Below are 26,363 nucleotides of genomic sequence, written 5' to 3'. Positions count from 1 at the left end.
ATTCGCAGGTTTTTTTATTTCCTCGGATAATAATACATCACCCGTTTATTGAAGAGATGCAGCTGCGCCCGTAATTTCTTTGCAAGGAATTTGCACAATTCATTAGCTTTTCCCTTATCACCGAAAGTTGCTGTGTCAGGGAGGGTGAATTGGATATAGGATTGGATCCGATCTGATCCATCTTCATCTTTTACGACTTCTTGGTCAACTCCTATCAATATCATGTGATATCGATCTTCTTTGGCTTGGAGATATATGGCCTTATCCTTCATTCTTTCCGGTTCTTTCATTTCATAAGGAAATGCTTTCTTATCATAGTCCCAATCCAATTGCTTTCCGGTTTTCGCTGTAATCATTTGATAATAGTTCAGCAATTCTTTCACGTCTTCGATGGTTACAGTTCCTTTCACGGACTCGGGAACGAGTTTGATATAGGCATTTTCAGACATGTAGATCCCCCTTCAATCGATAAGATGTAAGAATATTTTAATATTTTATGGATGTATTATATACCTATCTATATGTAAATGAAAAGGCGAAATTCCTTTTTCAGCTTGCCATCCCAAAGCAAGGAGTGTGATGCACTGAGTCCAGGGCCCTTTATAAATAAATTCCCGTGTTTTAAAAAAGGCTGTTTTCGCATACTTTATTGCTATTTACCAAGTAGTGAGGTGTGGTTGATTTCCCCTCCAAATGCTCGCTTTCCTTGGTGCGGGCGGTGAGCCTCCTCGGCGTAAACGCCTGTGGGGTCACACCTGTCCCGCTGCTTCCGCAGGAGTCTCGCACTTCCGCTCCAATCAACCTTAAATAGTTTCGTTTTAAAAACAACAATCTTTATGAAAAGAGCCTAAAAAAAAGAATCAGTCTAACGAACGATTGGAATCCATTTCTTTCAACATGATCGTTCATTAAGTGGGAAAAAAGTATATATGTTATACTTTTTAGCTTGAAATAATAAATGTGTTATATTATAATTCATTTAAAGCGGTTACATTATATCAATGATGCATACAATATAGGGGAAGGGGTTGTAAAAATGGGAACTATCGTATGTCAAACTTGCAATAGCACGATTGAACATTTTGAAGATGAGAAAGTAAGTGTATTATACACACACAATCACAACTGCCAATGCTGTGATACAGCTGCCTCTGAAAAATAAATGGAAAAAAGATTTCAAGATTAATAGAATGTAAGGGTGTTTCAGGGTTGTAACCTGGAGCACCCTTTTTATAGAAGCCAGTGCTTAATAATAAAAGGTTAAAAAAAACCAGAGCAGTACTCTGCTCTGGTTTAATGGGATAATCAATTTTTTATGATGCGTAAATGTTTTATTTCTGGGTCCTCAGGACCTTGAACCGGAAGTCCGGCCTCGATGTTTTTCCGGATGTAATTGATATTATCTTCAGTAATCAATTCTCCTGGAATGAAGATCGGAATTCCAGGCGGGTAAACCATGATGAATTCAGCGCTGATTTTGCCGACAGATTCCTCAATGGGAACCACTTCGGTTTCTGCATAAAATGCCTCCCTGGGTGATAAAGCCAACGGTGGTGTATCAGGAAGCAGGACTTCGATCTTTTCATGTTCAGCCGCCATTTCCTTAAACTCATCCGCTAAGTCTCTAAGGGCAGCGATCAGCAGGTCCGCTTCTGTTTTTGTGTCTCCAGGTGTTATCAGGCAAAGGATATTGTACAAGTCGGAAAGTTCCACTTCAATATTATGCTTTTCACGAAGCCATTTCTCAACGTCGTATCCGGTAATATTCAATTCCTTGATGGATATGATCAATTTTGTCGGATCATAACTAAAGGCTGCCTCGCTCTCGAGAATTTCGCTACCGACACAGTAAAGATAAGGAATCTCATTAACGGCCTCACGGATATACCCTGCGAGATTGATCGCTTCATCGATCATTTCCCTGCCTACTGTCGCAAGTTGTCTTCTAGCCGTATCCAGGGAAGCCAGAAGGATATAGGAGGTTGAGGTGGTTGTAAGCATGCTCAATATGGCTTGAACACGATTTGCGGAAACCAATCCAGTCTTAACATTCAATATGGAACTTCCCGTTAGTGAACCGCCCAGTTTATGAACACTAGTAGCAGCCATATCCGCTCCAGCCTGCATGGCTGACATCGGCAAGTCTTCATGGAAGTGTATATGGACACCATGTGCTTCATCTACGAGTACTGGGATTTGGTGGGAATGGGCAACTTCCACTATTTTTTGCAAATCAGCCGAAATGCCGAAATAGGTGGGATTGATGACAAGCAATCCTTTTGCATCGCTATGTTCCCTTAAAGTTTTTTCAACGGCATCAACGGTGATTCCGTGTGAAATGCCCAAATCCTTATCTATTTCAGGATTGATGAAAATGGGAACAGCTCCGGAAAATACAATGGCAGACATTACGGATTTATGTACATTCCTTGGGACGATGATTTTGTCCCCAGGTCCGCAGACTGTCATGACCATCGTCATGATTGCTCCACTTGTTCCTTGAACGGAAAAGAATGTGTGATCTGCCCCAAAAGCTTCAGCGGCAAGATCCTGAGCTTGTTTGATGATCCCCTTTGGCTGATGGAGATCATCGAGTGGAGCGATATTGATTAAATCTATCGATAATGCATTTTCTCCAATGAAATTACGGAAATCAGCGTCCATTCCTTTTCCTTTTTTATGACCTGGAATATGAAATTGAACGGGATTTCTTTTTGCATGCTGCAATAAGGCAGTGTATAAGGGTGTTTCATTCTGTGACAATTCTTTGTGGCCCCTTTTCAGTAAAATAGGTACGAAATATGGGAGGTTTTACTCCCTTTCTATTAATGATCGTATGTTTCTCCGATTCCATTTGTATGGTTAGTAAGCTTGTGGATAGACATAAAACATATGAATTATAGCACGTCTTATAATAAATGCCTAGAGTGATTTAATGTCCTGACTTAAACAATTTATATATGTCTTTGTCTTTAAAGAGCCCAATGAAATTATCAGCAGTTTATAAATATCCATTTTTCTAGTATTAACTTGATTTACTCAAGAATTCTTCTTTTTTTATATTGTATGTGTGAGTTAAAAATTGAACGGGTAAACAATATTTGCCATAATGAAGCTAATGATTTGGATTCAGCTAAATAAACATTCCAGCAAATGAAAAGGGAGATGAGGAGTTTGAAGTGGGAAACGCGTGTGACCGATTTGTTAGGTATTCAATACCCAATTATACAGGGGGGATTGGCCCATTTAGCATATGCCGACCTGGCTGCGGCAGTGTCGAATGCAGGCGGGCTAGGGCAGGTGACGGCCATGTCCTTGGACACCCCGGAGCAGCTGATAGAAGAAATAAGAAAAACAAAATCATTGACGGATAAACCGTTTGGTGTGAACTTTGCGATCGGCCAGCATGGGAGGCCTTATGAACACATGCTTGAAGCAGCCTTGAAAGAGGGAATTGCAGCTGTTTCCGTAACCGGCGGCAACCCTGGCCCTTTTCTTGATTACGTTAAAGGCACTCAAGTGAAAAAACTGGTGCTTGTTGCTGCAAGAAGGCAGGCAATGAAGGCTGAACAGCTTGGTGCAGATGCAGTGATGGTAGTTGGTCAGGAGGGCGGAGGACATTTAGGGCGTGATGATATTGGAACCTCCGTGTTAATTCCTCAAGTTGTGGACTCCGTTAAAATTCCAGTCATCGCGTCTGGAGGTTTTGGCGATGGACGAGGTTTGATGGCAGCGTTGGCGCTTGGTGCCGAAGGAATCGAGATGGGAACACGTTTCATAGCTGTCAAGGAGTGTGTTCATGCACATGAATTATATAAAAATGCCTTGGTTTCCGGCATGGAAAATGATACCGTTATCATCAAGCGGTCCATTGGTGCACCAGCCAGGGTAATTGCAAACAGCTGGACCGATAAGATTCTTGATATTGAAAAAGAAAACGGCGGATATGAACAATTGAAGGAATACATAAGTGGAAAAGCGAACCAGCGTTATATTCATGACGGTGTCGAAGGTGAAGGCTTTGCCTGGGCTGGACAAGTGATGGGGCTGATTCATGATGTACCATCGACTGCTGAACTATTCAGTCGGATTATCGACCAGGCGGAAGCAATTCGTTCAAAATGGGCAGACTGATGATGCATGGTCCGCCGGACAACATGAAAAACTATCTAGAAGGAGCGTGTTTAGGATATGGATTATCAATATCCAATGGATCTTGATTGGTCTACTGACGAAATCGTAGATGTGATTAAATTCTTTGAAGCAGTAGAAAAGGCTTATGAAAATAAGATACAAAAGGAAGAATTCATGAAGGCTTACCGAAGATTCAAGGAAATAGTCCCCGGCAAGGCGGATGAAAAAAAGTATACGGATGAGTTCGAGTCAGTCAGCACCTATTCAGCCTATCTTGTCATTAAGAAGGCAAAAGGAATCGATGACGGGGAATGGATAAAAATGAAACATTAAAAATATAATTTTTCGAAAACTCCATTGACTTACTGAAAAGATTGTTTTAACATAATAATCAAGAAAAAGATAAAGGCAGTGACGAAGAAGAGTACCTTAATGATGTTCTGCAGAGAGCCAGTGGTTGCTGAAAACTGGTGAACGAAATTAAGCGAATGGACTTCCGAGCCCCAAACCGAAACGGATGAACGGAGTAGGCTTTGGCGATTATCTCATCGTTAATGGAGATAGGCATGTTAATGCCGTAAAGTGAGCTAATTTAGCTAATTAAGGTGGTACCACGGGTTCCTCGTCCTTTGGATGAGGGCCCTTTTTGCGTTTTTTTGAAAATGATAATTAAATCTATGAATGAGAGTAGTAATCTTTTTAGATGCGTCACAGAGAGCCGGAATAGGTGGAAACCGGTACGATATAAGAAGATGAATGGACTTATGAGTGGTTTCTTGAAAATAAGTAGGGAAACTCGGCTGCCACCGTTAAAGGGTAATCGCAAGAATTCAATTCTTGCTTGAGAGGGAAAAATGATGCATTTTTCCAACTTGAGGTGGCACCGCGGTATACCGTCCTCTGCAGACACATATTTGTGTTTGCAGGGGATTTTTTTATTGGAATTTCAATATATATACCTTTTAAAGAAAATATCCAGAGGAAATGAAGACCTGGTCATTTGGCCAAAAGGGTTTTCCCTCCGGGGGATTATAAGAGCGCATAAGAATCGGGAGGGAATCAAGAGATGAATAATTTGGATGAAAAAAAAGTACTCCGTTTCAAAATGGATACAATTGAAGGGGATATCCATACACCCATTGCCATATTTCAGAAATTAGATGGTGACCAGAAGTTTTTATTGGAAAGTTCGAATTCGCATCATGACAACGGCCGCTACTCATATCTAGGTTCAAAACCTTATTTGGAGGTGACATCGCTTGCTGACCGAGTAAATGTGAAAGACATTGAAACAGGTGATCAAATCGTTAAGGACATCAATATCATCGAGTTTCTAAAAAAAGAATTATTAGTGGAAATAGAAGAGGTTCCCACACATCTTCCGCCATTTAACGGTGGCGCAATCGGATATATGGGCTATGATATCATTCGTCTTTATGAAAATATTGGTCCGGTTCCTCCTGATTCATTGAAAATGCCTGATGCTCACTTTCTTTTTTATAAAGAACTGTATATATTTGATCATGTTCTGCAGAAGATCCATCTTTTGACTGCTGAAGAAGATAGTGAAAAAAGTTTATTGGGAATGAAGGATAAAATAAATCAGGCAAGCAAGCCGTCAAAGGGAATATCGTCGGAATATTTGGAATTTAACTCGAATTTCAGTCAGGATGAATTCGAGAAAATGGTCCTTGAAGCTAAATCGGCTATCATAGCTGGTGAAGTGTTCCAAGTCGTTTTATCACAAAGGTTTAAAGCGGACTTTGATGGGGAGCCTTTCGATGCTTATCGTCGTTTGCGATTAGCCAACCCCTCTCCTTATATGTTTTATATAGAATTTGGTGACTATACAATCATTGGGTCTTCTCCAGAAAGTTTAATAAGTGTTTCATCAGGAACGGTTCATGTTAATCCCATTGCCGGCACAAGGCCGAGAGGGAAAACGGATGAAGAAGATAAGGGCTTCGAAAAAAGCCTGCTGATGGATGAGAAGGAACTTGCCGAGCATAAGATGCTTGTCGATTTAGGTAGAAATGATCTTGGCAGGGTTTGCGAAATCGGTTCAATCCACCTTACCGAGGAAATGGAAATTCAAAGATATCAGCATGTCATGCATATTGCTTCGAAGGTTAGCGGAAAGCTTAGGGAAGGGTACACGAGTTTAGATGCACTGACGGTCTGCCTTCCTGCCGGAACAGTTTCAGGTGCTCCTAAAATCAGGGCAATGGAGCTGATCAATGAACTGGAAAATTGTAAACGGGGGATGTATTCCGGCTCGATAGGCTACATAGGTTTTGGAGGGGATCTTGATATGGCTTTAGCCATTCGGACGATGATCATTAAAGATGGCAAGGCCTATGTACAGGCAGGGGCTGGAATCGTATATGATTCAGATCCAAAAACGGAATATGAAGAAACACAAAATAAAGCACGCGCTTTAATGGAGGTTCACACTAGATGATTTTATTAATTGATAACTATGACTCGTTCACTTACAACCTTTATCAATATTTAGGGGAAGTGGAAAAAGAAATCGTAGTAAAAAGGAATGACGAAATCACCCTTGCGGAAATTGAGGAACTGAATCCAATGGCAATCGTCATTTCCCCGGGACCGGGCAGGCCCGAAGATGCTGGAATCAGTATGGAGATCATCCGCAATTTTTATGAGAAGGTTCCGCTATTAGGCATTTGTTTGGGGCACCAGGCCATTGGGGCGGTTTTTGGAGCGAATGTTGTTGGCGCGAAACAAATCATGCATGGAAAAACATCGGTAATCGAACACGATGGAACAGGCGTTTTTGCCAAACAGGACTTACAATTCCCGGTAATGCGCTACCATTCCCTTGTGGTTGAAAGGGCGAGTTTGCCAGAAGAACTGACTGTGACGGCAGTGGCACTGGATGATGGGGAAATCATGGCCCTTAAACATCAGGAATTCCCTCTCTACGGTTTACAGTTCCACCCTGAATCAATAGGGACGAAAATCGGCAAGGAATTATTACATCAATTTTATGAGATTGCCGGTACCTTTCAATCAGAAAAGGAACAATCCATTCTATAAAACAAAAAACGACTGGGGGAGTTAGCGGTGAAGGAGTATTTAGTGAAGTTAGCAGAGCGTCAAACATTGACGGAAGAAGAGATGAGCAGAGCAGCCCAATCGTTATTTTCTAAAGATATTTCCGAAAGCGAGATGGCAGCATTCATCATTGCCTTAAAAGCCAAAGGGGAAACTGCAGGTGAAATAGCAAGCCTTGTCAGAGTCATGAGAAAAGAAGCAAGAAGTGTACAAACAAGCTCCCTTAATGTAATGGATAATTGCGGAACGGGAGGAGATGGGTCACAAAGCTTCAATATAAGCACAGCATCGGCCTTCGTGCTTGCTGGGGCCGGTGTCAAGGTTGCCAAACATGGAAATCGCAGCATTTCAAGCAAAACGGGAAGTGCGGATGTATTGGAAGCATTAGGCGTTAATTTGTACTTGGAGCCTGACATGTTAAAGGAACTGTTGGAGGAAAATGGGATCACATTCTTATTTGCCCCATCTGTTCACCCTAATATTGCAAGAATAATGAAAGTGAGAAAAGAACTGAAAATCCCGACGATATTTAATCTTATCGGTCCTCTGACAAATCCAGTCCAGCTCGACACGCAATTAATGGGAATTAATCGACGCGATATGCTTGAGCTTTTTGCGGAAGTCCTGCATAAATTGGGCAGAAAACGCGCAGTCGTGATAAATGGTGCCGGGTTCATGGATGAAGCGAGCCTGCAGGGTGAAAACTCACTCGTCCTTTTGGAGCAAGGAGATATTATCCCATTTACGCTGCATCCTGAAGAAGTGGATCTGCCTGTTTACGGAAATGATGCCATCCGTGGTGGTGACGCCAAACAAAATGCCGATATCATGCTTAGGCTTCTCAAAGGTGAAAAAGGTGCATATCGTGATACCGTTTTATTGAATGCCGGATTGGGATTATACGCACATGGTACGGCAGCAACGATCAAAAAAGGAATCTCCATGGCCAAAGAAAGCATTGATAGCGGATCGGCTCTTGCAAAGTTAGAAAATCTGATTGCTTATGGCAATAGAAATAAGGTGGTCATGTAATGGAAAATATCTTAACGAAAATCATCGAACAGAAAAAGGTGGAAGTCGCAAAATTAAAAGAAAGGGCCTTAGATGATTCGGTCATGATCAACATAGTCAGACCATCTTTGGTGGAAAATTTGAAAACGGCTAAATCGATGGCGGTCATCGCGGAAATAAAACGGGCTTCCCCTTCAAAGGGGGATATTAAAATCAATGTAAATCCGATCGAGCAGGCCCTTTCATATGAAAGTGGCGGAGCTGCAGCGATATCCGTATTGACGGATGAGGTTTTCTTTAAAGGATCCATTGCAGATTTGAGAAACGTAAGCGAGGCTATACAAATTCCCAGGTTGTGCAAAGATTTCATCATCGATGAAATCCAAATCGATCGGGCCCATCGAGCAGGTGCGACTATCATTCTATTGATTGTGGCAGCACTTTCTAAAGAACGCCTTCATGAATTATATCAATATGCAAAAAAGAAAGGGCTTGAAGTATTGACGGAAGTCCATGATGAAGGCGAACTGGAACGTGCTCTAAAGCTGAATGCAGAGCTCATAGGGATTAACAATCGGAATTTAAAGACCTTCAAAGTGGATTTGGCTGTAACGGAACGACTGGCGAAGTTGCTTGATCCCAAACGCCATATCATTATCAGTGAAAGTGGGATCAAAACAAAAGAAGATGTGATGCGTGTAAAGGATGCTGGTGCAAAAGCTGTTTTGGTCGGGGAGACACTCATGACTGCATCAAATCTTCCGCACAAGATGGCCGAACTGCAAATGAGTATATAAGGAGATTAATATGTTAGTGAAAATCTGTGGGATAAAGACTTTGGCAGCTGCTCAGACTGCTGTTAGTTCCGGGGCAGACTTCATTGGTTTCATTTTTGCCGAGAGCAGCAGGAAGGTTGAGCCGGAGATAGTAGGAGATTTCGGAGCGAATCTAGCTGGCCATGTTAAAAAGGTCGGAGTGTTTGCCAATCAAACTGAACAAGAAGTGATAAAAAGTGCTGAAATTGCGGGATTGGATTATATTCAGCTTCATGGTAACGAGTCTGCCAGCTTTGCCCGCAGAATGCCCCTGCCGGTGATCAAGGCCTTTGCCATCCATTCAGAGAAAGACCTTGAAAACCTGCATGAATACCCAGCGGATTATCTATTGGTCGATCTTCCTAAGAGCGCATCCGGCAAGGGATTGACTTTGGATTGGGATATGATTCGAAAAGCTGATCTGCCACTGGAGAAGGTAATTCTAGCCGGTGGGCTGACTCCGGAAAATGTCGGAAAAGCGATTAATGCCGTTTCACCATTCGCAGTTGACGTAGCAAGTGGTGTTGAAACAAACGGATTAAAAGATGCTGTAAAAATGAAAGCATTTATCAATGAGGCAAAAAATACAGCCGGAAAAGAGGAATGAATAGATGAATACTTATACACAGCCTGATAAAACTGGACATTTTGGAGCATATGGAGGCCGCTTCGTTCCAGAAACTTTAATGGCGGCGATTACGGAGCTTGAAGAAGTATATGAACAATCTAAAAATGATCCAGAATTCCAAAGGCAGCTAAGTTATTACCTGAAACAATATATCGGTCGGGAAACCCCTCTTTATTTTGCGGAGAACTTAACGAGACTGGCTGGCGGTGCAGACATTTATCTGAAGCGCGAAGACTTGAATCATACTGGAGCCCACAAAATAAATAATACGATCGGCCAGGCTTTGCTGACTCAGAAAATGGGCAAGAAAAAAGTGATTGCCGAAACGGGTGCAGGACAGCATGGGGTTGCAACGGCGACTGTGTGTGCTTTGCTGAAGTTGGAATGCATCATCTTTATGGGGGAAGAAGATATCAGGAGACAGAAATTGAATGTATTCAGGATGGAGCTTTTGGGAGCCAAGGTCATATCTGTATCACAAGGAAGCGGGACACTGAAGGATGCAGTAAATGAAGCGTTACGATATTGGGTGGCTAATGTGGATGACACCCATTATATAATGGGATCAGTTCTTGGTCCGCACCCATTCCCCGTAATTGTCCGTGATTTTCAAAGCGTGATAGGGAATGAAACAAAACGTCAATATTCTGAGGCGGTTCATTCCCTGCCGGATGCAATAGTTGCATGCATAGGCGGAGGAAGTAATGCAATGGGGATGTTTTATCCCTTCATTGAGGACGAAACGGTAAAGTTATACGGAGTGGAAGCGGCAGGGCATGGGCTTAATACACCGTTGCATGCTTCAAGTTTGACGAAAGGGAAACCTGGGGTGCTCCACGGGGCATTCATGTATGTTTTGCAGAACGAGGACGGTCAGATCCAGGAGGCACATTCTATTTCGGCAGGGCTGGATTATCCAGGGGTAGGGCCTGAACATAGTTACTTAAAAGATACGAATCGGGTGGAATATACTTCTGTAACCGATGATGAAGCCCTGGAAGCCCTAGCGATGCTTTCAAGGGAGGAGGGGATCATTCCCGCTTTAGAAAGTTCACATGCCATTTCCTATGGTTTAAAGCTTGCTAAAGAAATGGAGAAAGGAACAGGACTGGTGATTTGCCTGTCCGGCCGTGGTGATAAGGATGTTGAAACGGTCCAATCATTGATGGGGGGTAGTGAACATGAATAAATTAACAAATGCGCTTGAAGAATGCCAAACAAAGCAGGAAAAAGCATTCATACCATATATCATGGCAGGTGATGGAGGTCTTGATCGGTTAAAGAGCCAGCTTCTTTTCCTTGAAAACAGCGGGGCGACTGCCGTTGAACTAGGAATACCTTTCTCTGACCCTGTCGCTGATGGACCTGTTATCCAACAAGCTGGAATCCGTTCTTTGAAAAATGGAACAACTTTAAAAGATGTCCTGAAAAAAGTAATGGAAATCAAAAATGATGTGAACATCCCCATTATTTTAATGGGATATACGAATTCAATCCTGGCTTATGGACTTAAAGAGTTTACGGCTGACTGTCTTCAAGCAGGAATTTCCGGGTGCATCATCCCCGATTTACCGATTGAAGAAGAAGCCATCTTTTCATCGATCAAAACTGCAGGGATCGTTCTTATCCGACTTGTGACACTCACGTCTCCGCAGGAGCGCATCACTGAGATAACCGCAGGGGCGGAGGGCTTCATCTACGCAGTTACAGTCAAAGGCATCACAGGTGCCCGCGACGCTTTCGGAGAAGAACTTGGAGGCTATTTAAAGAAAGTAAAAGAGATAAGTCCGGTTCCCGTTCTTGCCGGGTTCGGCATATCGACTCCAGAACATATCCGTGATGCCATACAATACTGCGATGGAGTCATTGTCGGCAGCAAGATCATCGAATGCTTCGAGACAGGCAAGGAAGACCGAATTAGAGACTTGATTCAAGCAAGCAAAGGTTTAGTGCAAAAATAGGGATGGAGAGACTCCCAGGCTGCCCTTAGTTTATAGGCAAAAGGAGTTCTAACTTAAAACATAGTTGATTGGGGCGGGTGTACGAGACTCTGGCGGAAAAGCGAGTCCTGGAGGCAACGGTCAAATTTTTAAAAACCTAAAAAACTGTAGACAAACCCAATGATTATCGAGTTTGCCTACAGTTTGAGGAGAGCTCTTTGGCTCTCCTTTTATATTATCCAGTTATTGTTGGATCCGAATAGGAATCAATGTGTTTAATTTAATTGATATAAGGGTAAAAGATGTTCAAACGCATCTTGAATGGTTTCAATGAAATCATCATCTTTTAACTTAATAGCGTCATCACGGGAGATTTTTATACCGCATAGGATTTCGGCTTTCTTTACCGTTTGCAAACGGGTGAACATTGAATTCAAATCATCTACTCCAAGACCATCATGAGGGATGACATCAGGTTTTGTATGGTCCATTGACCAAACATAATGGGAGGGAATGCTATTCACCAATCGGTCTGCCTGCTGCTCCAGATGCTTTCCGATTTCCATTTTATTAGGGGCTTCGTAAATGACGGCATACCAGATGAACATATGCGTTTCCCATAACCCGATTTGGAAATGCGGCATCATTTTATAACCTCTGCTATTGGCAGCAAAAGCAACCCATGTATCATTAGGGGGATTCACTGTCCGTCTAGCATGCTTTGCAACATGAGGGTGCATTTCATCGCCGGTCATAACTGAGAGCTTTTGAGAAAAGTGCTCTCCTAAGGCTTGCAATTTAGGCTGGATCCGTTCTTTTAAAGCATCCATGCGCGGTTCCAATCCATCAATTTTAAAAACATCAAAATCATCTGCTGTAAAACTTGCTATATTCATTTTCATCTCTCCTACCGTAATATCTGCACATATTGTAGCATAAGTAAAAGTAAAATTTAAAAAATACGATTCAGGTTGGCAATGTAAAATTCCTTATAGGTTATAACACAAATTAGTTGCTATTTGAGGTAGGAAGTCATATGATAATATAAATTCAGAAAATTACGTTAATTAACGAAGGGAGAATGTTAATTATGAAACAAGTCATGAACCAAGCATTAAAAGCTAAAGAAGTTGAAAGACATAGAGCTGCAGTGTTAAGAATGGAAATGGACTATGAATTAGCAACCCTTTTTGAAGCAATCGGTGAAGAGAATGACCAAAAGAGGTCACAATGCAAGCAAAGACTAGAACGCATCCGCTTGGAATTGTTGAAACTGAAAGCCTTGTAAATGATTGGCTGCAGAGACCTTGAAGGAGAATGAATTAAGGAAATGAATCAATTTCAATACAAGGAATTTTATTATAGATAACGGACACTTTATTTTATTAAAAAATAATGTGTCCGTTTTTCATTAAATGTCCAATATATATAAGGTGGAATTTCATTTGGTCTCGAGTCCCTTTAATAAGGAAGGGGAACGTCAAGTAAGGGAGAATATTCTTCTGGCTAAATCATGATTACGATTAATGGATGGGCAGTCAAGGAAACTTCTTTCCTCATCAGTTAAAAAAATGGAAAATTTAAGATGTTAAAAGCTTGAAGGCAAGCTATATTTGCTTTAATCTTTAAAAGAGGATCATTTTAATGTAGTTTCTGATCATAAAGGACGGGGATATTATAATGGCATCGGTCAAGGAAATGGATACATATGCGAAGTTATGGATGAAAGAAGCCGGTAATAGGCTAAGGGCGTCCTTCAAAACCAAGTTGAATATTGAAATGAAAACGAATCCGAATGATTTGGTAACTAATATGGATAAGGGGATAGAAAAGTTTTTTTGCGAAAAAATCGGCGAAGCTTTTCCAGAACACCGCATTTTTGGTGAAGAGGGAATGGGCAATGATATTAAAGACCTAAAAGGTACGGTGTGGATCATCGATCCAATTGATGGAACTTTGAACTTCATTCATCAACAGAGGAATTTTGCGATTTCTCTTGGGATTTATGTGGATGGCATCGGAAAGATTGGCATGGTTTATGATGTCTTTAGTGATGAATTATATCATGCGATTAAGGGACAAGGAGCATTTCTGAATGATCAAAGGCTCCCATCTCTTGAAGAGGCGTCGGTAAGCAAGGCGATCATTTCCATTAATGCAAGCTGGGTAACGGAAAACCGGAGGATCGACCCGAGTCTTTTGGCGCCGCTGGTCCGGGATGCAAGAGGAACACGTTCTTATGGCTCGGCAGCGTTGGAGCTGGCATTCGTGGCCGCTGGGAGGATTGATGCATACATAACCATGAGACTCATGCCTTGGGACTTTGCCGGGGGAGTTTTACTGGTCGAGGAAGTGGGCGGGGAAGTTAGTAATATGAAAGGTGACAAATTGGATTTTTTAAAAGGCGACTCACTTTTCGTATCAAAACCAGGGCTGCACAAAGAAATATTTGACAAATACTTATCAGGAAACTCCAGCCGCTAGTATCAAGGACTGATTGCGGCCATGATAAAAGTCCCGGATAGAAATAATTAACAAAAAAAACTCGCTGTCTGCCAGCGAGTTTTTTATATTATAACTTCCCGGCTTCACGTAATTTCTTCTTCTGGGTGAAACCGAACCCCATGATTCCGCAAAGAATAACGATTGCAGCTAATATTCCAATCAAGCTTTTTTCAGCAATGAAGATGCCAATGGAGCCAATGCATGATGTTGCCAATACCGCTAATATTAAGAAATTCCATTTAATGTTCATGAATATCACCCCTAATATATCTATTGTACATAATTTCTGTATTTGTTTCTAGTATGTTTGTGATATAATATGTAAGTTAATACTAGTGATACGTTTTACACAAACTTTTTTAGGAGTGAATTTTTTGAAATTAAGAGAAAATATTCGTAATATAGCCATCATTGCTCACGTTGACCATGGTAAAACGACGTTAGTGGATCAGTTGCTAAAGCAATCTGGTACTTTCCGTGAAAATGAACATGTGGAAGAACGTGCGATGGATTCTAATGCGATTGAAAAAGAACGCGGAATTACGATTCTTGCGAAAAATACAGCAGTTCAATACCAAGATACAAGAATCAATATTTTGGATACACCTGGTCATGCCGACTTTGGTGGTGAAGTGGAACGGATCATGAAAATGGTCGATGGCGTTCTTCTTGTTGTTGATGCATATGAAGGCTGTATGCCGCAAACTCGCTTCGTGTTGAAAAAAGCATTGGAACAAAAGATCACGCCAATCGTTGTCGTGAACAAAATCGATAAAGATTCTGCACGTCCAAATGAAGTGGTCGATGAAGTAATTGACTTATTCATCGAACTAGGAGCTGAAGAAGAACAATTAGACTTCCCAGTTGTCTTCACTTCAGGTATCGCTGGTACTGCGAGCTTGGATTCAGATCCTGCTAAACAAGAAAAAGACATGACCCCACTTTTCGAAACAATCGTCGAAACGATCCCTGCACCAATTGATAACTCAGATGAACCGCTTCAATTCCAAGTGGCTTTACTTGACTATAATGATTATGTAGGACGTATCGGGGTTGGCCGTGTATTCCGCGGTAAAATGCATGTAGGTCAACAAGTTTCATTAATGAAGCTTGATGGAAAGGTTAAACAATTCCGTGTAACGAAAATTTTTGGTTATATTGGCTTGAAGAAAGTTGAAATCCAAGAAGCCGTTGCCGGTGATTTAATTGCCGTTTCAGGTATGGAAGATATTAACGTAGGGGAAACGGTTTGTCCGACTGAACATCCTGATGCCCTTCCAATTCTACGTATCGATGAGCCAACATTACAAATGACTTTCCTTGTAAATAACAGCCCATTCGCAGGCCGTGAAGGTAAATTCGTCACAGCTCGTAAAATTGAAGAGCGTTTGAAAAACCAATTGCAGACTGATGTCAGCTTAAGAGTCGAAAATACTGATTCTCCGGATGTCTGGATTGTTTCAGGTCGTGGGGAGCTTCACCTTTCCATCCTGATCGAAAACATGAGACGTGAAGGTTATGAACTGCAAGTTTCTAAACCGGAAGTTATCGTTCGTTTGATTGATGGTGTCCGTTGTGAGCCGGTTGAACGTGTACAAATCGACGTACCTGAGGAGCACACTGGTTCGATCATGGAATCAATGGGAGCCCGTAAAGGTGAATTATTGGATATGATCAACAGCGGAAGCGGTCAAGTTCGTTTACTGTTCACGATCCCAGCTCGCGGACTTATTGGCTATTCAACTGAGTTCTTAACGATTACACGCGGATATGGTATCATGAACCATTCATTTGACAGCTATCAACCAATGGCACAAGGTCAAGTCGGCGGAAGACGCCAAGGTGTACTTGTATCCATGGAATCAGGAAAAACAACACAATACGGTATTATGCAAGTAGAAGACCGCGGTGTTATTTTCGTTGAGCCAGGTACGGATATTTATGAAGGCATGATCGTCGGGGAACATAACCGTGATAGCGATTTGACTGTTAATATCGTTAAAGCGAAACAAATGACAAATATGCGTTCAGCAAATAAAGACCAAACTTCTTCCATGAAAAAACCAAGAATCATGTCCCTTGAGGAAGCTCTGGAATATTTGAACGATGACGAGTACTGTGAAGTAACTCCGGATTCAATCCGCCTTCGTAAAAAAATTCTAGATAAAAACGAGCGTGAAAGAGCAGCTAAAAGAAAAAAAGTTGCTATTGAAGAAAAATAAATAGCTAGAGGAGGAGAAAAGATTGGATATCCAAGAGCGATTATCATTTTTTGCAGCATTGTACAGAGTGGATGAAAATCCTGAAGCAGGAATGTGGTATTTATATTTGACGGTCTTTGGATTATGCATCCTTGTCTATCAGTTAGGTTTTGCCAAAAAGTTACCATTGCTAAAAAATGTGGTCATTTATGTGGTAATGGCACTTGGATGTACCCTTCTTTCTTTCTTTGCGGTATTTCTCCCTATGGGGGAGGCATTAGTCATCGCTTCGCTTGTTCTGGGGATTTATAGGATCCGTCTTCATAATTTGAGAAAAGAAGAACAGGCTTAAGATGATGAAATCATTACAGGATGCTTTATACAATTGGTTGACGATCAAAGTTGTCTGTGATGCAAGGCCTGATGATTCAGCTGCACGCGATACAGAAATGTTTTTCATGCAGATGCTGAAAGACGATCATCAGGTGATAATCGATTCGGTTACAAAAACAGAACCTTTTTATTTCGTCGAGTACCTTTTGGGAGACGAAATGAAAAAGCAGCGTTACCCGATTGAATTGATTGATATCATGTTAGACCAAATTCAGTTAGAGCCAGAAAAGTATAAAAATATCGAGTAATGATAAAAAGAACCGTGCGATTTACGCACGGTTCTTTTTATATTGCTTTAGGGAGGGAAAGTCCATAAAAAAGATGTAAGATTGTCCACAAAAAGAAAGCTGTCAAATCAGAAGGAAGGACAACTTCTGTTTTTGACAGCGCCGATAATGGGAAGTAAAGCATGATGGCTGGAATGATCGTGATAAAAGCAAGTGCGTATTTGTTCCATTTCCTGAAAACTTTCAAAGGATGTAGAAAATAAACGTAACTATACGTAATTGCCAGTGAGAAAAGGAGGTGGAAAAAGAATAATGATTCCTCACTCCAGGAAACCGCTCCCATTAGGGGGAGGAAATCCACATTCAATAAAAGCTTATACACTTGTTTACCGGATAGCATTTCGACCCACTTCATTATCCATCCAAGCAGAAGTCCATTGATCAGGCCAATCAGAGTAACTTTATGAAATGTTCTACCACTCATCTTCATTTTTGATCGTCCGATAAAGACGGAAGTTACCGGTAGCAATCCGCTCGTTCGTACGCTCTTCTATGCGTTGGTTGCATGTATTGCACATATAGGTATGTATAGGACGGTTTCGAAGTTTCTTCGCTTCTGGGCTATCGTCAGGTATAGATTCAATTTGATCGCATATTACACATTTAACCTTCATATTAGTTGAACCTCACTTCAATTTGAATATGCTTTTAAGTATACCAATATTTTTATGGTAAAACGAGGATAAAGTGAAACTAACAGTTGAACGTTGATTGTTGGATATGAAAAAGACCCGAAGATTCATTTCGGGTCGGGTAAATTCAATCTTTAAAATGATTGGATTGATCATTTTGCTCTTTATCGAGTTCTTTTCTTTCCGTATCATCATCAAGTTTATTTTTTTCCTTTTCGATGTTCTTAGATGGCGTTGGGGTTAAAATATCACCAGGAACCTCCGGGATGACTCGGCTTGTGATGTCAGCGAGTTCATTTAGGATCCCTGTTACCGGTTTGCCGTCTTTAATATCTTTGGCTACCTCCCTGATCCGCTCATTTAAATCCGGGTCAGCGACGATGATTGCATTAGCACCGTCAGGATCATGTTTTAAAGTTTCTCCGACTGAGTACTTTATCGTTCCAACCTGTGAACGCTCAATATCTTGGTCGATATCTATTCCGACGATGGCGAATTTGCCAAGTACGACTGCGGTGGCATCGTTCACCTCTGGAATGGACTTAGCCAAACCGGTAAGTCTTTCCGCAGTTTGCTGACCTGTATTCCTGTCTGTTTCCTTAATGGTCGTATTATTGACTTTCGTTATATTGTTTTGCGCATTATTTTCAGACACTTCATTTTTATTATCCGTTGCGCAACCTGACATCAACAGAACAGCAGCGAGCGACAATATGATTTTTTGCAATGTACAACCTCCTTATATGTTCTTTGGTTCCAGCCTGTCCGCCACCGACCAAGTCTGTTGCCATTATTACATGCAGTGAAACATGGTGTAATCAATGTTGGGATGGCATTCTTTGCTGGAAGTTTTCTTTATAGTCTGTAAATGTTCTTCTATCTTTATGCAAAGGAACATATATTTTATCAACAGTCTCGTCCGCTACATAACTGCTGAGTGTAGTAAATGGTAAGACATATCCTATAGAGCAGGCAGGAGGCGTCATATTGGGGAAAAAAATCTATGTTTTAGATACGAATGTCCTGTTGCAGGATCCGTATTCGATTTATTCATTCGAAGATAATGAAGTTGTCATTCCAGCAGTCGTATTAGAAGAATTGGATTCAAAAAAAAGGTATATGGATGAAATCGGAAGGAATGCCAGGCAAGTATCGAAATTGATCGATAGTTTTCGTGAAAAAGGAAAGCTGCATCAGAGCATTCCGCTTCATAATGGAGGCAGCATAAGGATTGAACTCAACCACCGTTCATTTCACAAACTTCAGGAAATTTTTGTTGAAAAAACGAATGATAACAGGATATTGGCAGTCGCGAAAAATTTATCTTTGGAAGAAGAGACGAAGGAAGATGGAAAAACGGTCATTCTGGTTAGCAAAGATACTCTCGTCAGGGTTAAAGCTGACGCCATCGGTCTAGAGGCAGAGGATTTTTTAAATGATCGCGTTGTAGAACTGGATCATATATACGCTGGGCACAAAGAAGTGTATGTATCGATTGATAACCTGAATAAGTTTTATGAAAAAAGCTTTCTTTCACTGGAAGAACTGACAAAAGATGCATATTACCCAAATCAATTCCTATTGATGATGGACACGCTGGGCAGTTCAGCTTCGGCGATTGGGATAGTGGATGAGAACTGCAGGCTAGTCAAGAAATTGATGTATGAAGGGGAGCATATTTGGGGAATTAAACCGAGAAATGTCCAGCAGACCATGGCCCTTGATTTGTTGCTTCGTTCGGATATCCAGCTTGTGACGCTCATTGGTAAGGCGGGGACAGGCAAGACTTTATTGGCATTGGCAACAGGATTGATGCAAACTGAAGATCTGTCACAATATAAGAAACTTTTGGTTGCCAGGCCCATTGTTCCGGTCGGTAAAGATATTGGTTATCTGCCTGGGGAAAAAGAAGAAAAATTAAGACCATGGATGCAGCCTATTTTTGATAATCTCCAATTTCTGTTCAATACGAAAAAACCTGGGGAATTGGATGCGATTTTAGCAGGAATGAGTTCGATCGAAGTTGAAGCCCTCACCTATATCAGGGGAAGGAGCATACCGGATCAGTTCATCATCATCGATGAAGCGCAGAACTTAACGAAACATGAGGTCAAGACAATCTTGACGAGGGTCGGGGAACGGAGCAAAATTGTCTTGATGGGGGACCCGGAGCAAATAGATCATCCTTATTTAGATGAATATAATAATGGTTTGACCTATGTTGTGGAAAAATTCAAGACCGAGCGTATAGCCGGCCATGTTAAATTGATAAAAGGGGAAAGATCGGGATTGGCACAACTGGCAGCTACACTTTTATAATGCAATCGGCAAGGGGTTTCCCTTGCCGATTGCCAAAGTTTTTGGCAAGGATGAACGAAGTCTTATTTAACGGTGAAAGACCGTACATTTTTTATCGGATCATTGATGTTGGAAGCGTCTCCGAAATAAATTTCCAGAGGGCCGCCTTCGGATATTTTAAGCGGCTTTCCATCCTTGGAAAAGCCCAGGAAAAATTCAAGTGCCGTTGCCAACGGGAATGTAAGCTCCTCATCATCGGTTGTAACGATGACTTCGGTCACCCCATTTTCAGGTTCGGCATTTTTTAAAAACGGTTCAAAAGGGATGCCGAAAGTCCCTTCCAGCAATCTTTGCTTCTCGAACTTTCGTTCCGTTTTTATTGTGGGTGGCATTATTGCGCCTTCCTGTATTTCTTTTTGCCAATGTTTGGAGGCGGCAATCGTATATTCTTCTAATTCATTGACTTGGACTCTTTCAGCGTGGAAATATGTATCGATTTCAACTTTACGGTCATCAAAAATCCATACTCCAGGATCTAGCGTAATTGGATATTTCACTTTTCCATTTATAAATACGATGGGTTCCAAATATCTCATTCCTTTCTGTTGCTCTTTAATGATTATAATCAATTATAATAGAAATGTCACATCTTCAAGATGGTGAACAAATTCCATGGCTGGGTAATCCATTTGAGAGGTGATCATGTTATTTCAATGGCAAATTGTTCGTCAATGTCCTTGCTTTTTCACAAAACTAAAGGTAGAATTTAGAGATAAGATTTAATCGCTCTGAGCGGGGGGATTTAACATGGCATCTGATATGCTTGTCAATCATCGAGAAAAAGCTTATGCTTTATTAAAAGCAGATGCTGACAAGATTCTAAAACTGATTAAAGTTCAAATGGAAAATCTCACTATGCCTCAATGTCCTTTATATGAAGAGGTACTTGATACGCAAATGTTCGGCCTATCACGAGAAATTGATTTTGCCGTACGCTTAGGTTTGGTAGAGGAGACCGAGGGTAAATCCCTTTTGGAAACCCTTGAACAGGAATTGTCAGTTTTGCATGAAGCATCGTTAAAAAAATAATAGATAAAACATACTAACTCAAACAAATCTCGATGATTGTTTGAGTTTTTTATTTATATACACAATTAAGTGAATAATGTTATACTATATTTAAAAGTGACATACTAATTAGTTCGCGAAGTTCAATTTGAGTTATCTTATTCTTTTGAATTCTTTCTAAGTTCAATGGTCATCTTCCGATTTTAAAATATTCCCTGTGGGATTTTCCGGTCATATGGCTTTGATCAATAATGGATCGATAGTACTGGGAGTCAGTTCTAATTCCCTGTTTTTTTATACGAATATATGTAATTTTTTATTTTTTTATTGTATTCAGTTAATTTTAGTATTATTGTTATATTAATTGAATGTTAAATCAAATTGATAATATATTATTATAGCTAAATTTTAATTTGTTAATGATATATGGCTCTTTTTTTGTCTTTATCGGATGTGAAAAACGAAAATATAAAATATATCGAAATAATTACATCAGCGATAAAATGAGCCTAAACAGATTGGACTCCTTATTTGGGAAATCAATTCATGAATAAAAAGTGGTGGAAATCTTTCACGCTTTTTTTCTATATATTCAATAAAAATACATATTGATTAGGGTGGTAGCAATGGGGAAACGTATAGAAAAAGTACTTGCGGCAAATCGCGGGGAAATAGCGATAAGGATTTTTCGGGCTTGTACGGAATTAGACATTCACACAGTTGCAATCTATTCAAAGGAAGATTATGGTTCTTATCACAGATATAAAGCGGATGAGGCATATTTGGTCGGGGAAGGCAAAAAGCCGATTGATGCATACCTGGATATTGAAGGCATAATTGCGATTGCCAAAATGAGTGGCGTCGATGCGATTCATCCCGGTTATGGTTTCCTTTCAGAAAATATTGAATTTGCGAAACGTTGTGAGGAAGAGGGCATAATCTTCATCGGACCAGAATCAAGACACCTAGATATGTTTGGTGACAAAGTAAAAGCCAGAACACAAGCTGAACTGGCGGATATTCCGGTTATCCCTGGTAGCGATGGACCGGTGACCAGTGTTGAAGAAGTCAAGGAATTTGGTGAACGATACGGTTTTCCAATTATTATAAAAGCCTCATTAGGCGGCGGCGGACGCGGAATGCGAATTGTCGGAAAAATCGAAGAAGTTGAAGAGGCTTATGATCGCGCAAAATCAGAAGCTAAAGCAGCTTTTGGTAATGATGAAGTCTATGTAGAGAGATTCATACAAAATCCGAAGCATATAGAAGTTCAGATTTTGGCTGATACTCATGGGAATATCGTCCATTTATATGAGCGTGACTGTTCCGTTCAGAGACGGCATCAAAAAGTTGTGGAAGTGGCACCTTCCGTTTCCCTTTCCGAAGATTTAAGGGAAAGGATTTGTGAAGCAGCTGTCAAGTTGGCTAAAAATATTGATTATGTAAACGCTGGTACAGTCGAGTTCCTTGTCGCAAATGGCGAGTTTTACTTTATTGAAGTCAATCCACGGGTACAGGTTGAGCATACGATCACTGAAATGATTACGGGCATTGATATCGTCCAATCTCAAATCATGGTGGCTGAAGGGCATGAGCTCCATGGCAAGAAGATCGGTATTCCCGAACAAGCAGGAATTAAAACTCATGGATATGCGATTCAATCAAGGGTGACGACCGAGGATCCATTGAATAATTTCATGCCTGATACCGGGAAAATGATGGTGTACCGTTCCGGTGGGGGATTCGGTGTCCGCCTGGACGCAGGGAATGGGTTCCAAGGTGCGGTCATCACACCATATTATGATTCCCTTCTCGTTAAACTTTCTACTCATGCGCTTACATTTGAGCAGGCAGCTTCCAAAATGGTTCGTAACCTTAAGGAGTTCAGGATTCGTGGTATTAAAACAAATATCCCCTTCCTTGAAAATGTTGTAAAACATGAAAAATTCATAAATGGGGAATATGATACATCATTCATTGATTCAACACCGGAATTATTTAGCTTCCCAATTAGAAAAGACCGTGGGACAAAAATGCTTTCATATATCGGAAATGTGACCGTGAATGGATTCCCGGGAGTCGAGAAAAAGAAAAAACCTGTTTTTGATCCAGCACCGATTCCTAATGTTGGTGGCTTGCCGCTTATCTCGGGTACAAAAAATATACTTGAAGAGCAGGGAGCAGAGGGACTGGTCAATTGGATCAAAGAACAGAAAGAGGTATTGATCACCGATACGACTTTCCGTGATGCACATCAATCTTTATTGGCGACGAGAATCAGGTCGAAAGATATCCTTGATATCGCAGAACCTACAGCAAAACTGCTTCCTGATTTATTTTCAATGGAAATGTGGGGCGGGGCAACTTTCGATGTCGCCTATCGTTTCTTGAAAGAAGATCCGTGGGACAGGCTGTTAAGTTTCAGGAAAAAAGCACCGAATGTCCTATTACAAATGCTTTTAAGGGCTTCAAATGCAGTTGGTTATAAAAATTATCCTGATAATGTCATTCGTGAATTCGTCGAGAAATCAGCGGATGCAGGCGTTGATGTTTTCCGTATCTTCGATAGTTTAAACTGGGTTAAAGGGATGGAATTGGCTATTGATGCAGTCCGTCAATCCGGCAAAATTGCAGAAGCTGCCATTTGTTATACAGGGGACTTGAATGATCCAACACGCAGCAAGTATAATATCGACTACTATAAAAATATGGCGGTGGAATTGGAACAAGCCGGTGCCCATATTTTAGCGATCAAGGATATGGCCGGGCTCTTGAAGCCTGATGCTGCTTACCGCCTTGTCTCGGAACTGAAAGAATCGACATCCCTTCCGATTCATCTGCATACTCATGATACAAGCGGAAATGGCATTTACATGTATTCTAAAGCGATTGAAGCCGGTGTGGATATCGTTGATACGGCGATTGGTTCTTTAGCTGGACTGACTTCTCAGCCAAGTGTACAAACACTTCATTATGCATTGGAGGGTTCAAGCAGACAGCCTAAGTTGGAAGTCGATTCACTAGAGCGTTTAGGAGAATACTGGGGTGAGGTCAGGAAATTCTATCATGACTTCGAAAGCGGAATGAATGCACCTCATACCGAGGTTTACAAACACGAAATGCCGGGCGGTCAATATAGTAATCTGCAGCAGCAAGCCAAAGCAGTTGGGCTGGGAGACCGCTGGCATGAAGTGAAAGAGATGTATCAGCGCGTCAATGTAATGTTCGGTGATATCGTTAAAGTGACTCCGTCATCCAAAGTTGTTGGGGATATGGCTTTATTCATGGTACAAAATAACCTGTCTGAAGAGGATGTTCTGACAAAAGGTAAATCCATCGATTTCCCTGATTCAGTCATAGAGTTATTCGAAGGCTATCTAGGTCAGCCAGTTGGGGGATTCCCTAAAGAGCTTCAGGAAGTTATCCTGAAAGGGAAGAAACCTATAACAGTAAGACCGGGTGAGTTATTGGAAGAAGTGGACTTTGCAGCACTTAAAGAAGAATTATTCAAGGAATTGGGACGGGCAGTCACTGATTTCGATGTGCTTGCATATGCCCTATATCCAAAAGTATTCCTGGACTACAATAAAACGATTGAGCTGTTTGGAGATGTTTCCAACCTCGATACCGCGACTTTCTTATATGGTATGAGGCTAGGGGAAGAAATCGAAGTTGAAATCGAAAAGGGTAAAACGCTTATCGTAAAATTGGTTTCAATCGGCCAGCCATTGGCTGATGGAACACGGGTTGTGTATTTTGAGTTGAATGGTCAATCACGTGAAGTGATCATCAAGGATGAAAACATTAAATCTTCCGTTGTATCAAAAGTAAAAGCTGATCAAAAAAATAAAGAACAAATCGGTGCGACAATGCCAGGTACGGTAATTCGTGTAGTGGTCGAGAAAGGAGATCAGGTCAAGCAGGGTGATCACCTGATCATTACGGAAGCGATGAAAATGGAAACCACCGTGCAAGCACCATTCTCCGGGACCATCAAAGATATTTATGTAAAAGATGGAGAAGCGATCAGTACTGGGGACTTATTGATTGAAATAACTAAGTAATATCGCTGACTGTGACCTTCTGAATGATTTAGGGTATATGGGGTATGCTTGAGGTTTCAAGCTGCCCTACGCCCTCATTCAAGGCAATCCACGGTATCTTAATACAAAACAAGAACCACCATTCCCTGAGGAATGGTGGTTCTTGTTTTGTCCTATTATATTATTGATTGAACAATCAGAAATTAACGGGCGGGTACTGTTGGTGTTATGTCCTTTTCATCCTGTCCTTTGACTGTGTGCGTGGAGTTTCTTTTTTGCTTGGCCAGTGCATTTTTTTTGCTTCTTGATGTCAATAGCATCAAATAGCTCATTACACCAAAAAAGCAGGCAATGAATAATGCGTGTGTCAATGCGATATATAAGTTTTGCCTTGAGAAAATGATGAAGGCTCCAGCGGTAACCTGTAAAAATACGAGAATGAATGCAGCCATCCAACCGCCATATAACACTTTTTGATTTTTGTAATGTTTTTTTGCGATATAAGCCACATACGATACCCAAATGAAAATGGCGCCTGCGATTGCACGGTGTCCCATCTGAATCCATTCATAAAGGTTAGAGGGGAGTGCAAGGCTGTCATTTACACATAAAGGCCAATCCTTACAGATAAGACTTGATTCTGTATGCCTTACAAGAGCACCTGTATATACGACCACGAGACAAAAAATCAATACGCCAATGATATGGAATTTCATTCGTTTGTCAACTATAAGTTTTTCGGCTTCGAACTTCTTGTCTACTTCAAAAATTAACAATGTCAGTAAAAAGACGGCAGCAAAGGAAATGAGCGATATGCCGAAATGAAGGGCAAGGACAAAATCGGATTGTGACCAAATGACGGCAGCGGCCCCGATTAACCCTTGTAGTAACAGAAAACCAAAAGAAAGGACGGATAAGAAACGTGCTTCACGGATATGGCCGATTTTTTTCCAAGACATATACGATAAAATTAAAACCAAGAATCCTCCAGCACCTGAAACGAGACGATGGGAAAGTTCAATGACCAATTCAATCGTGATTTTGTCCGGGATCAATTGGCCATTGCACAATGGCCAGGACCTGCCGCATCCCATGCCGGAATCCGTCTTCGTGACTAAAGCGCCGCCAAGTAAGATGAAAAGCATTACAATCGTTGTTAAAACAGCAAACCATTTAAGAGACGATTTCACTAGTAGTCCCACCTTTTTCTCTGTAGCAAATTAGGATTGTTCCATAAAATTAATAATAGCATAAGATTTTTCATAATATTTGTCGAACTTCCTCGATATTACACAAAATAGAATGATTTTACAAGTTCAGTTAATAT

General features: G+C 41.0%; 27 protein-coding genes and 2 other annotated features. Of the genes, 18 read left to right on the top strand and 9 right to left on the bottom strand.

Annotation, left to right across the window (positions count from 1 at the left end):
* Window positions 1-14 precede the first annotated feature (14 nt).
* On the bottom strand, window positions 15-449 hold the full coding sequence (locus OTG27_RS09100) for a DUF1885 family protein (RefSeq protein ID WP_063576940.1): 435 nt from the start codon (window positions 447-449) through the stop codon (window positions 15-17).
* Window positions 450-1,036: 587 nt separating this feature from the next.
* Here OTG27_RS09100 and OTG27_RS09095 point away from each other — a divergent pair.
* A complete protein-coding gene (locus tag OTG27_RS09095; RefSeq protein ID WP_081108747.1) occupies window positions 1,037-1,162 on the top strand; it encodes a GapA-binding peptide SR1P in 126 nt (41 codons plus the stop codon).
* 143 nt (window positions 1,163-1,305) lie between these two features.
* Here OTG27_RS09095 and OTG27_RS09090 read toward each other — a convergent pair whose 3' ends face one another.
* The gene (locus OTG27_RS09090) at window positions 1,306-2,763 is read right to left on the bottom strand and encodes an aminotransferase class I/II-fold pyridoxal phosphate-dependent enzyme (protein WP_063576939.1); all 1,458 of its coding nucleotides are present in this window, start codon (window positions 2,761-2,763) and stop codon (window positions 1,306-1,308) included.
* A gap of 411 nt (window positions 2,764-3,174) precedes the next feature.
* Here OTG27_RS09090 and OTG27_RS09085 point away from each other — a divergent pair, with 411 nt between their 5' ends.
* The 9 genes from OTG27_RS09085 to trpA all read left to right on the top strand — a co-directional run bounded on the left by OTG27_RS09085 (window position 3,175) and on the right by trpA (window position 11,630).
* Entirely contained in the window at window positions 3,175-4,134 is a 960-nt protein-coding gene (locus tag OTG27_RS09085) for an NAD(P)H-dependent flavin oxidoreductase (protein WP_268936739.1), read from the top strand.
* 57 nt (window positions 4,135-4,191) lie between these two features.
* Window positions 4,192-4,467, top strand: coding sequence for a UPF0223 family protein (locus OTG27_RS09080; RefSeq protein WP_048687073.1), 276 nt, complete (start codon window positions 4,192-4,194; stop codon window positions 4,465-4,467).
* Window positions 4,468-4,536: 69 nt separating this feature from the next.
* Window positions 4,537-4,767, top strand: a binding site (T-box leader).
* A 35-nt stretch (window positions 4,768-4,802) separates the two neighbouring features.
* Window positions 4,803-5,038: a binding site (T-box leader), on the top strand.
* Window positions 5,039-5,200: 162 nt separating this feature from the next.
* Window positions 5,201-6,595, top strand: a complete 1,395-nt coding sequence (gene trpE, locus OTG27_RS09075) for an anthranilate synthase component I (RefSeq protein WP_268936738.1) — start codon at window positions 5,201-5,203, stop codon at window positions 6,593-6,595.
* Window positions 6,592-7,197, top strand: a complete 606-nt coding sequence (locus OTG27_RS09070) for an anthranilate synthase component II (protein WP_063576936.1) — start codon at window positions 6,592-6,594, stop codon at window positions 7,195-7,197. The genes trpE and OTG27_RS09070 overlap by 4 nt, the downstream gene beginning before the upstream one ends.
* 27 nt (window positions 7,198-7,224) lie before the next feature.
* Window positions 7,225-8,247: an anthranilate phosphoribosyltransferase gene (trpD, locus tag OTG27_RS09065; RefSeq protein ID WP_268936737.1), complete on the top strand. Its 1,023-nt coding sequence runs from the start codon at window positions 7,225-7,227 to the stop codon at window positions 8,245-8,247.
* Window positions 8,247-9,023, top strand: a complete 777-nt coding sequence (gene trpC, locus OTG27_RS09060; protein WP_268936736.1) for an indole-3-glycerol phosphate synthase TrpC — start codon at window positions 8,247-8,249, stop codon at window positions 9,021-9,023. Before trpD ends, trpC begins: the two co-directional genes overlap by 1 nt.
* Before the next feature lie 10 nt (window positions 9,024-9,033).
* A complete protein-coding gene (locus OTG27_RS09055; RefSeq protein ID WP_053534304.1) occupies window positions 9,034-9,648 on the top strand; it encodes a phosphoribosylanthranilate isomerase in 615 nt (204 codons plus the stop codon).
* Window positions 9,649-9,652: 4 nt separating this feature from the next.
* On the top strand, window positions 9,653-10,858 hold the full coding sequence (gene trpB, locus OTG27_RS09050) for a tryptophan synthase subunit beta (RefSeq protein WP_063576935.1): 1,206 nt from the start codon (window positions 9,653-9,655) through the stop codon (window positions 10,856-10,858).
* Complete coding sequence (gene trpA / locus OTG27_RS09045; protein WP_098865207.1) at window positions 10,851-11,630, top strand: tryptophan synthase subunit alpha; 780 nt, start codon at window positions 10,851-10,853, stop codon at window positions 11,628-11,630. The genes trpB and trpA overlap by 8 nt, the downstream gene beginning before the upstream one ends.
* A 254-nt stretch (window positions 11,631-11,884) precedes the next feature.
* Here trpA and OTG27_RS09040 read toward each other — a convergent pair whose 3' ends face one another.
* Window positions 11,885-12,505 carry a YktB family protein gene (locus OTG27_RS09040; protein ID WP_096338294.1) on the bottom strand — a complete coding sequence of 207 codons (621 nt, stop codon included), beginning with the start codon at window positions 12,503-12,505 and terminating at the stop codon, window positions 11,885-11,887.
* A 194-nt stretch (window positions 12,506-12,699) separates the two neighbouring features.
* On the opposite strand from OTG27_RS09040, the gene OTG27_RS09035 reads away from it, so the two are divergent.
* Together OTG27_RS09035 and OTG27_RS09030 are read left to right on the top strand one after the other, a co-directional pair.
* The gene (locus OTG27_RS09035; protein WP_034314018.1) at window positions 12,700-12,897 is read left to right on the top strand and encodes a hypothetical protein; all 198 of its coding nucleotides are present in this window, start codon (window positions 12,700-12,702) and stop codon (window positions 12,895-12,897) included.
* A 392-nt stretch (window positions 12,898-13,289) separates the two neighbouring features.
* A complete protein-coding gene (locus OTG27_RS09030) occupies window positions 13,290-14,093 on the top strand; it encodes an inositol monophosphatase family protein (protein WP_063576932.1) in 804 nt (267 codons plus the stop codon).
* A gap of 88 nt (window positions 14,094-14,181) precedes the next feature.
* On the opposite strand, the gene OTG27_RS09025 is transcribed toward OTG27_RS09030, so the two are convergent.
* Window positions 14,182-14,364 carry a YlaF family protein gene (locus tag OTG27_RS09025; RefSeq protein WP_057278468.1) on the bottom strand — a complete coding sequence of 61 codons (183 nt, stop codon included), beginning with the start codon at window positions 14,362-14,364 and terminating at the stop codon, window positions 14,182-14,184.
* 124 nt (window positions 14,365-14,488) lie between these two features.
* Between OTG27_RS09025 and typA the strand changes: the two genes are divergently transcribed.
* The 3 genes from typA to OTG27_RS09010 are packed head-to-tail and all read left to right on the top strand — an operon-like array spanning window position 14,489 to window position 16,956.
* Window positions 14,489-16,336, top strand: a complete 1,848-nt coding sequence (gene typA / locus OTG27_RS09020; protein ID WP_057278467.1) for a translational GTPase TypA — start codon at window positions 14,489-14,491, stop codon at window positions 16,334-16,336.
* Window positions 16,337-16,358: 22 nt separating this feature from the next.
* On the top strand, window positions 16,359-16,667 hold the full coding sequence (locus OTG27_RS09015) for a YlaH-like family protein (protein WP_268936735.1): 309 nt from the start codon (window positions 16,359-16,361) through the stop codon (window positions 16,665-16,667).
* A 4-nt stretch (window positions 16,668-16,671) separates the two neighbouring features.
* Window positions 16,672-16,956: a hypothetical protein gene (locus tag OTG27_RS09010; protein WP_034315418.1), complete on the top strand. Its 285-nt coding sequence runs from the start codon at window positions 16,672-16,674 to the stop codon at window positions 16,954-16,956.
* Window positions 16,957-16,993: 37 nt separating this feature from the next.
* Here the strand turns inward: OTG27_RS09010 and OTG27_RS09005 are convergent, their stop codons facing one another.
* The 3 genes from OTG27_RS09005 to OTG27_RS08995 all read right to left on the bottom strand — a co-directional run bounded on the left by OTG27_RS09005 (window position 16,994) and on the right by OTG27_RS08995 (window position 18,354).
* Entirely contained in the window at window positions 16,994-17,425 is a 432-nt protein-coding gene (locus tag OTG27_RS09005; protein WP_052137470.1) for a hypothetical protein, read from the bottom strand.
* A complete protein-coding gene (locus OTG27_RS09000; RefSeq protein ID WP_072272690.1) occupies window positions 17,409-17,609 on the bottom strand; it encodes a YlaI family protein in 201 nt (66 codons plus the stop codon). The genes OTG27_RS09005 and OTG27_RS09000 overlap by 17 nt, the downstream gene beginning before the upstream one ends.
* Before the next feature lie 145 nt (window positions 17,610-17,754).
* Window positions 17,755-18,354: a YhcN/YlaJ family sporulation lipoprotein gene (locus OTG27_RS08995; RefSeq protein ID WP_082854691.1), complete on the bottom strand. Its 600-nt coding sequence runs from the start codon at window positions 18,352-18,354 to the stop codon at window positions 17,755-17,757.
* Window positions 18,355-18,614: 260 nt separating this feature from the next.
* Between OTG27_RS08995 and OTG27_RS08990 the strand changes: the two genes are divergently transcribed.
* Window positions 18,615-19,946 carry a PhoH family protein gene (locus OTG27_RS08990; protein WP_268936734.1) on the top strand — a complete coding sequence of 444 codons (1,332 nt, stop codon included), beginning with the start codon at window positions 18,615-18,617 and terminating at the stop codon, window positions 19,944-19,946.
* 62 nt (window positions 19,947-20,008) lie between these two features.
* Here the strand turns inward: OTG27_RS08990 and OTG27_RS08985 are convergent, their stop codons facing one another.
* Complete coding sequence (locus tag OTG27_RS08985) at window positions 20,009-20,512, bottom strand: hypothetical protein (RefSeq protein ID WP_034313999.1); 504 nt, start codon at window positions 20,510-20,512, stop codon at window positions 20,009-20,011.
* Window positions 20,513-20,732: 220 nt separating this feature from the next.
* On the opposite strand from OTG27_RS08985, the gene OTG27_RS08980 reads away from it, so the two are divergent.
* Window positions 20,733-21,014 (top strand): Fpa/YlaN family protein, encoded by a 282-nt coding sequence (locus tag OTG27_RS08980; protein WP_034313996.1) that lies wholly within the window; start codon window positions 20,733-20,735, stop codon window positions 21,012-21,014.
* A 605-nt stretch (window positions 21,015-21,619) separates the two neighbouring features.
* Window positions 21,620-25,057: a pyruvate carboxylase gene (gene pyc / locus OTG27_RS08975; RefSeq protein ID WP_268936733.1), complete on the top strand. Its 3,438-nt coding sequence runs from the start codon at window positions 21,620-21,622 to the stop codon at window positions 25,055-25,057.
* Window positions 25,058-25,239: 182 nt separating this feature from the next.
* Here the strand turns inward: pyc and OTG27_RS08970 are convergent, their stop codons facing one another.
* Window positions 25,240-26,226, bottom strand: a complete 987-nt coding sequence (locus OTG27_RS08970; RefSeq protein ID WP_034313992.1) for a COX15/CtaA family protein — start codon at window positions 26,224-26,226, stop codon at window positions 25,240-25,242.
* Between the last annotated feature and the right edge of the window lie 137 nt (window positions 26,227-26,363).

The organism is Peribacillus sp. AS_2 (assembly GCF_026891895.1).
GTDB lineage: Bacteria > Bacillota > Bacilli > Bacillales > DSM-1321 > Peribacillus > Peribacillus frigoritolerans.
The sequence above is the reverse complement of the archived record's forward strand: the minus strand, read 5'-3'. Positions and strand labels throughout refer to the sequence as shown.